The 6,162-nt window shown below is 42.9% G+C and carries 5 protein-coding genes and 1 pseudogene; 3 read left to right on the top strand and 3 right to left on the bottom strand.

Annotated features, from left to right (window positions below):
- Both QZZ43_RS16810 and QZZ43_RS16805 read left to right on the top strand, forming a co-directional pair.
- Positions 1–497: ATP-binding protein (locus tag QZZ43_RS16810; RefSeq protein WP_291861756.1), on the top strand; the 497-nt coding region annotated here is incomplete at its 5' end.
- Positions 475–1,191 carry a 16S rRNA (uracil(1498)-N(3))-methyltransferase gene (locus QZZ43_RS16805; RefSeq protein WP_291861754.1) on the top strand — a complete coding sequence of 239 codons (717 nt, stop codon included), beginning with the start codon at positions 475–477 and terminating at the stop codon, positions 1,189–1,191. The genes QZZ43_RS16810 and QZZ43_RS16805, both read left to right, overlap by 23 nt.
- On the opposite strand, the gene QZZ43_RS16800 is transcribed toward QZZ43_RS16805, so the two are convergent.
- Both QZZ43_RS16800 and QZZ43_RS16795 read right to left on the bottom strand, forming a co-directional pair.
- The gene (locus QZZ43_RS16800; protein WP_291861751.1) at positions 1,182–1,580 is read right to left on the bottom strand and encodes an Rrf2 family transcriptional regulator; all 399 of its coding nucleotides are present in this window, start codon (positions 1,578–1,580) and stop codon (positions 1,182–1,184) included. The two genes, QZZ43_RS16805 and QZZ43_RS16800, sit on opposite strands and share 10 nt — an antisense overlap.
- Before the next feature lie 266 nt (positions 1,581–1,846).
- Positions 1,847–3,493, bottom strand: a complete 1,647-nt coding sequence (locus QZZ43_RS16795; protein WP_291861749.1) for a diphosphate--fructose-6-phosphate 1-phosphotransferase — start codon at positions 3,491–3,493, stop codon at positions 1,847–1,849.
- A gap of 679 nt (positions 3,494–4,172) precedes the next feature.
- Here QZZ43_RS16795 and QZZ43_RS16790 point away from each other — a divergent pair.
- Positions 4,173–4,865 carry a hypothetical protein gene (locus QZZ43_RS16790; protein ID WP_291861748.1) on the top strand — a complete coding sequence of 231 codons (693 nt, stop codon included), beginning with the start codon at positions 4,173–4,175 and terminating at the stop codon, positions 4,863–4,865.
- Positions 4,866–5,008: 143 nt separating this feature from the next.
- On the opposite strand, the pseudogene QZZ43_RS16785 reads toward QZZ43_RS16790, so the two are convergent.
- Positions 5,009–6,162: pseudogene (locus tag QZZ43_RS16785) on the bottom strand (DNA polymerase III subunit alpha); the annotation flags it as partial.

Here is a 6,162-nt window from a genome sequence, read left to right as displayed (position 1 = left end):
ATTTACATGCCCTCCTGGATAACATCCGCAACATTTCGCAAAACCTGATAGTTCGGGATGCAAAAAGCATTCGTTTTTTAGTAGTGCATGGAACAACAGAAGAGCACTTCCCCATTATGGCTGACCCATTCCGGCTTCATCAGGTACTGTTAAACCTACTAACCAACGCAATAAAGTTTACACAAGAAGGGTCTATACAAGTTGGATATTCCATCCGGGACAAAAATACCCTGTTGTTCTTTGTTAAAGATACCGGTCAGGGTATTGCCCCTCAATACAAAAACATTATTTTTGAACGTTTCCGGCAAATTGATGAGACCCCTATCCGCAAATTTGGAGGCACCGGACTGGGGCTGGCCATCACCAAAAGCCTAATTGACATGATGAAAGGGGAAATATGGTTTGAATCTGAACCAGAGAGAGGCACACAATTTTACGTTTCTCTTCCCTGTGATTTTAATACAGAAAAGAAACATGCAAATATTTTACGAACCTGACATACTTACCAATGGCGGTGTTTTAAACGAAGAAGAATCCAGGCACTGCGTTAAAGTACTCCGGCATAAAAATGGTGACCAAATTCATGTCATTGACGGGAAGGGAACCAGAGCTTTTTGCACCATAACCGAGGCCTCCCCAAAAGCATGCAAAGTAAAAATAGCGCAAAAAGAGTCGGAAGAACCTGCAAAGCCAGGTTGCCATATCGCCATTGCTCCTACTAAGAGCATTGACCGGTTTGAATGGTTTCTGGAGAAATCTACGGAACTGGGCGTCGATAATATTACGCCCCTTCTCTGCCATCAGTCAGAAAGAAAGCAGATTAAACTGCCACGCCTCGAGCGGGTCTTAACAGCAGCCACCAAACAATGTCTCAGATTTTGGCGTCCTTCCATCAGCGAATTAATCGATTTTCAAAGTTTTATAGGTTCCGGTCATCCCGAAAAATATAAGTTCATTGCGCACTGCGCCGAAAACGAACGGAAAGAATTACTCGCCGAATTGAAAAAGAACACCGGACTGGAAGATATATTAATACTCATTGGGCCTGAGGGCGATTTTTCACCCGATGAAATTGAAGCGGCCACAAAGAATGGATTTATTCCGGTAGTGATGGGAAAAAACCGCTTACGCACAGAAACTGCCGGAATTGCAGCTTGTATATCTGTAAAAATGCCGGAACTCTATAAATAATCCTGAAGTGTGCGGCTGGCGAGATAGTCTCTGATTTCCCGGGACACACGAAGCGATAAATCTCCGAGAATGCAATCTCCAAATGGACAAACCGGACGATCCATCGGACAGGTCTGTACAGACAGGGGGCCTTCTATGGCTTCATAAATATTGAGTAAAGTTATTTCGGAAGGTAGCTTTTTCAATATAAATCCCCCGGAAGGTCCGCGATTGGAGGATACAAATCCAGCTTTTGACAAGCGTTGCATTATTTTGGCAACATGATGTTTTGAACTACCAATAAATTCGGAAATCTTCAACACATTCAGAACTTCATCGGAGCGGGCAATTAAAACCATACTGTGCAAGCCAATAGAGGCTGCTTCGGTTAAGGCAACAATATTTGACATCTTACATACAATTAATTCATTACATACAAAAGTAAAAATAAAAACGAAAACAACCCGCTTCGGACTGAATAAGCCTGAAAAGCGGGTTGTCTTTTATTTAGCCATGAGCCAGTCAAAAAAAGCATCTTAAGTGCCAATCTCTTCGTTAGTGCATTTCTTGAATCCTAATTAACAATAAGTTAACTCCGGTACAAAAAAATTTCAAAGCCTAGATTCTGACAAAAAAATACACCTTTTTTTACTACACTCATCAATTCGGTGCAGTTCTATTTCTCTAACTGCAAAGTTTTTGTAGTCTGGTCACAAACTTCGGCAGGACCAAAGTACTGAATAGGTCCGGGGTAAACAAACTCGGTCTTCTCGCCCCAGTCTTTACGATTCTCAGCAAAGGTTTTAAATGGTTTTCCATCCAGTTTCACCAATGCTTTCTGAATCACAGGTTTCATAGATCCGTGACGACGCTCCATATTCATCATCATTGTAATAGGTACACCACCGGCAACCCACTCATCTGCCGGAGCAGTAAGATTGCGTACAGATGCCATATAACCTGTTTTTCCGTTAGCGATAAGTACAGATGCAGTACGTCCAAGTGAATAAGTATAGTCGGCGTCAAAATTTGACGGGGCCGCGCAACGTCCTTCATATCCAAAGAAGTGAGACTGTCCGCTAAATTTACCGTTGAACTTACCTTCCTTTTTCAGTTTTTTTACTTTGGCCTTTACCATATCACTTAACAACTGCTCAGTATCAATCAGGGATACCTGCACGTTTCCGTGAGGGTCGCGGTCGAGCAACAACTGGTTGGCAAAACTATTGGGCAAACTTGTAAATACCTCAGAAGTCACTGCAGAAAGTTTACCTGCAACAAATTCACGGCGCTCCTTATTGGATTCCATGGCGTTCACCTCGTTCTCGTACTTGGCCAGCATATCGTTCAGTTCGGCAATTAAAGCTTTCATAGCAGGAATAAACTCAACCAGACCTTCCGGAACCAGCACCACACCAAAGTTTTCATCATTTTCGGCACGTTTCACTACAACATCCACAATCTGGTCAACCACCTGATCAAGAGTCATATTCTTGGCCTCTACCTCTTCCGAAATAATGGCCACGTTGGGCTGAGCCTGCAATGCACATTCCAAAGCAATGTGAGAAGCAGAACGTCCCATCAGTTTAATGAAGTGATAGTATTTTTTAGCAGAGTTGGCATCACGCTGAATGTTACCAATCAATTCGCTATAAACTTTACAAGCTGTATCGAAACCAAAAGAAGTCTCAATCATATCAGTTTTCAGGTCACCATCAATGGTTTTGGGTACTCCAATCACCTGGACACCTGCATTTTTAGCCGCAAAATATTCAGCCAAAACAGCAGCATTGGTATTAGAGTCATCACCACCAATAATTACCAGTGCTTTGACATTAAGCTTTTTGCAATTTTCCAGAGCCTGATCGAACTGTGATTCCTCTTCCAGTTTGGTACGGCCGGAACCGATGATATCAAAACCACCGGTATTGCGGTACTCATCAATGATATCAGAAGTGAGTTCCTGGTATTGGTTATCGGTTAACCCACTGGGGCCACCCAAAAATCCATACAATTTACTGTCGTTGTTGAGAGTTTTCAAACCATCAAAAAGACCTGAAATAACGTTATGTCCACCGGGAGCCTGCCCACCGGAAAGAATTACACCTACATTCATTGCAGGAAAATCGTTCTTATCGCTGGACGTTTCAAAGCTCAATACTGGCATTCCAAACGTATTGGGAAACATTTTCGCAATCTCTGCCTGATCAGCAACCGATTGGGTTTTGTCTCCTTCTACTACTTTCACACTGCCTTTCAATGCAGCCGGAACCTTGGGAGCATATTTTTCCCTGGCAATCTGAAGTGGGCTTTTAATCTTCATCTAATTTGATTTATGAGATTTTTAAACAAATAGTTCTACAAAAGTAACAAATTGAAGCCACAAAGTGCATTAATCTTTAATACTTTATAACTTCTATCCTTTTCAGATGCAAATTTGTCACTTTTTTTCCAGATTTGAAAAAACGGGCAGGGAAAAATGTGGTTGGGGCCCCCCAAATCCCTCCAAGGAGGGACTTTTAATGCCATGAAGTTGAGAAAATGATTTAAGCGTAGACGGTGTTATGTGCAAATTGTTTTCTGCCACCACTGCCGTAGATTAAGCTTTTAGCTTGAAGAATTACTGCCATGCGGCCGCCCGCCACCGGGGTTAATTCGAAAGAGCCACTAAATTAAAAACTCTCAAACACAAAATTACTTCTTGCTCCATAAACACAAAAACCCCGAACACAAAAACCTCAACCCCACCCCCTGAACAACACTAAACATTTAAAAATCAACAACAAACAACAGGAGACATATTGTCAGAAAAAGAGGGACTTATCGTCCATCGCCCGGACAAAATAACAATCTAAGATATTATATATCAGCACTTTAATCTCCAGGCATATCAAAACACCACCCTTTTTTCAACAATTCACAACCAACTCTCTTTATGGACATTAACTAAATTCGTTAACATACCTAAACAATTTATTCAATCTTTTAAATCTTTACTTATTATGAAAAAACTTTACACGATTCTCACAGCCCTTTTAATGGTGGGACTGGTTAATGCACAAGACTGGAACATTTCTGATTCTGAATTTAACAGTCTCGGATCAATTGAGGCAGAAACGACAATAAATGGACTTACCATTTATGCGAATGCAGCAAAACCTGTAGTTATTGATGGAAACAATAAAACCGTGGACGGAATCAGTTACTCCTACCGAATGAAACTAGGTGGTTCAGGTGATTTCACTGATGCCACTACTCCTGCTGCTCGTGTTTTAAAATTTAATGTGAATGGACCTAAAGAAATATCTATTGTGCTCCAGTCAAGCAGCAGCAGCTCAGACCGCCTCCTTAATGTAGCTATGAACAGCGAAGACAATGTCATCGGTCAGTTAAACGCATTGGGACTGGAAGCAACCAAACAAAATATTTCTTATACAGGGACAGGAGCTGCCACTATTTATCTGTTTTCTCCTTCAAGCGGAGTAAACCTCTATCACATCATTGTGGGGGAAGCTACTTCGATCGCCACCCCGGCTGCCGGTAATGCCAACGTGGTTAAGACAGAATATTTCAGCATCACAGGAGTAAATGCCGGAAACAACTGGAACTCATTATCTGCAGGTGTTTATATTGCTAGAATAACGTTGGATAATGGACAGGTGACTACCGAAAAAGTGACTAAAGTAAGGAGGTAAAAAGAGGCATCTAAGAGCAACTTCCACCCCTCGTTTCCGAACGAGGGGTCAATTACCACTCGTCTTCGACGAGAATGTAAGAGGCACGGCCGTGCGTCTCTCCATGCAGGAAACAATGAAACAGGATCGCCCCAACCCAAAACTCACTCCTCCTCCCCCCTGGGGTCGGGTTGCAAAGAGAGCGGTGCGATCTTAGTCACCTCGATGGAAGGCTGACCAAACTCACTCACAATTTTTCCCAGAATCAGATAAACACCATGACCTTTAAAGGGCCATCGTTTAAGGGTCTGGGGAAAATGCACAGTATCAAAAAACTCTCCGTTGGCATCTATAAAAGTAGCAAAGTGCATAATCTGGCTATTCACCGTTCGCACATATTTAATGGTAACCAACTGACCAACCATACGAACCTGTTTTCCCACATGCTGTTCCAGCTCCCGGGCTTTCAATTCGCCCCGGAAAGAACTCTGAATCAGGTCGAAAAGCGTACAACCGACAGAAAATCCCAGCATTTCAATTTCATCGTAAGCGTCCTCTATGCGTTTCTGCTCAAATTTAGGCAACCGATAATGAGGCGATTCGGCATGGAACAACCGGCTTCCCCCGGTTTGCTTTTTTTCGCCGGCAAGCAACAAATGAGCCTCCCACAGCAGTTCGGGCTTACTCTTGCCGGTAAACCGTAAAGCTCCCAGACGAATCAGCAGAATCAACTGCTCTTTGGTGGTTCCGGTTCGCCGGATGAAATCGTCCAGACTTTTAAAATTTCCGTTCTCATTACGCTCGGCAACAATCCTTAATGCTGTTTTCTGCTCCAAATCACGTACATGAACAAATCCAAGGAAAATATCCTTTCCCCAAATGGAGGTAGCATATTGCCCCCGGTTAACGCAGGGCAAATGAAGGACTCCACCCCAGCGGCGGGCTTCATTCACATAGAGCCATGTATCGTAGAAACCTCCAAAGTTATTTATCACAGCCACCATAAACTCCAACGGATAGCGCGCTTTCAGATAGAGGCTCTGAAAACTCTCCACGGCATACGATGCAGAGTGTGCCTTGGAAAAAGAATAGCCTGCAAAAGACTCTATCTGGCGCCACATTTCGGAAGTTAGGGCCTCTGAGTAACCACGTTCACGACAATTCTCAAAAAACTTGTCAACAATGGTCTGAAAAGCTGATTTTGACCGATATTTCCCACTCATAGCACGCCGCAACACATCGGAATCAGCCAGATCCAATCCTGCAAAATGATGACATACCTTTATGACGTCTTCCTGATAAACCATCACGCCATAAG

Source organism: Marinilabilia sp. (genome assembly GCF_016278715.1).
GTDB lineage: Bacteria > Bacteroidota > Bacteroidia > Bacteroidales > Marinilabiliaceae > Marinilabilia.
The sequence above is the reverse complement of the archived record's forward strand: the minus strand, read 5'-3'. Positions and strand labels throughout refer to the sequence as shown.

Coding starts and splice junctions, on each gene's coding strand:
- QZZ43_RS16805 (WP_291861754.1), top strand. CDS start 475: ATGCAAATATTTTACGAACCTGACATACTTACCAATGGCGGTGTTTTA.
- QZZ43_RS16800 (WP_291861751.1), bottom strand. CDS start 1,580: ATGTCAAATATTGTTGCCTTAACCGAAGCAGCCTCTATTGGCTTGCAC.
- QZZ43_RS16795 (WP_291861749.1), bottom strand. CDS start 3,493: ATGAAGATTAAAAGCCCACTTCAGATTGCCAGGGAAAAATATGCTCCC.
- QZZ43_RS16790 (WP_291861748.1), top strand. CDS start 4,173: ATGAAAAAACTTTACACGATTCTCACAGCCCTTTTAATGGTGGGACTG.